The 1,411-nt window shown below is 56.5% G+C and carries 1 protein-coding gene; it reads left to right on the forward strand.

The features are described 5' to 3' along the window. Positions 1-162: 162 nt before the first annotated feature. A complete protein-coding gene (locus HMPREF2878_RS03950; protein WP_162838042.1) occupies positions 163-1,353 on the forward strand; it encodes an IS1249 family transposase in 1,191 nt (396 codons plus the stop codon). Positions 1,354-1,411 lie beyond the last annotated feature (58 nt).

Genomic DNA, 1,411 nt, shown 5'->3' on the forward strand with positions numbered 1-1,411 from the left:
GGGTTAAGTAGCAAAAAGTGTGTCTGACTTTCAGCATTACTGCTGATTAGGCTGGGTAAATCGGGCGGATATAAGCATCAAGACCTTATATCCGCCCGATTAGTGTTCAATCCACCGGAATGGCACCCGCATGTGCTAATCGGGGGTTGGTGTGCTTTCCGGGTGAGTAAAAACAGACCACGATGCCCGATATGCGCTGGGCAAATGAAGAAAAACGGAACCACTTCTAAAGGCACAACCAGGTGGCGATGCAAGGACCCGAACTGCGGCAGTTCCACGACACGAACCCGCACCGACCGCACGCAGACCCGCGACTTTAAAGCCTTCGTCTCTTATGCCACCTCCACAGCAACGTTGTCTGAACTCGCCCAGCAACAAGGGGTAAGCCGTTGGACACTTGACCGCCGATTCAAACCGTTCTGGCTCATCGACATCCCCAACGACGGTGACCCACAGCGCATCTACGACCAGATCTTCATCGACGGTACCTACACCGCCGCCGGATGCTTGCTCGTCGCAGCCAGCCACGACCACGTCATCGCATGGCACTGGACCAAACACGAAACCGCCCACGCCTACACGCAGCTACTCCGCAAAATCGCTGAGCCGCTCTGCGTCGTCCTCGACGGCGGACAAGGCGCACTTACTGCGATTAAAGCCTGCTGGCCGAACGCGATAATCCAACGATGCCTCGTCCATGCGCAACGCGTCATCCGCCGCTACACCACATCACGACCACGCACCGACGCCGGCAAAGCCATCTACGCCCTGGCGTTGAAACTGACCCGTATCACCACACTCGACCAGGCACGGGAGTGGACGCTGCGTCTGCACGACTTCGGACAGGTATTCAAAGCATTCCTCAACGAGAAAACGCCCGTGTCAAAAGAGCGCCGCACACTCAACAACCAGTGGGAATGGACCCATCTGCGAGTTCGCAAGGCATACAACTCCCTGCTGCACCTCTCACGGAAAGGATGGCTGTTTACCTACCTGCAGCCACCACCGAATGCGCTTGAGCCTCAACGCTGGGCTTCAACGACAAACAGTCTGGAAGGCGGCATCAACGCCGGGCTCAAACGCATCGCCGACGCGCATCGCGGCAGGTCCGGGGAACGCCAACGAAAAATGCTCGAGTGGTACCTGCACTCGAAAACGCAACTGCCTGACGACCCATTAAAGATCGCCAGGCAGTGCAATTTCGGCCAAGATCAACTCGCCAAAGTCAACGATCTTGTCGAAGAAGACCACAACAAAGCCGACCATGAAACAGGCCGACCAGCCTTCTACGACAACGCTATCCCAACCGAGTACGAACACTCGATAGGAATCAGAAAAGGCCCCATGAAGTAACAAACGGTGTGCCCGCCCCGCAACACGCCGAGCGGACACACTTTTTGCTACTTAACCC

Origin of the sequence: Corynebacterium sp. HMSC065H09 (assembly GCF_001812845.1) — a bacterium.
Taxonomy (GTDB): domain Bacteria; phylum Actinomycetota; class Actinomycetes; order Mycobacteriales; family Mycobacteriaceae; genus Corynebacterium; species Corynebacterium jeikeium_D.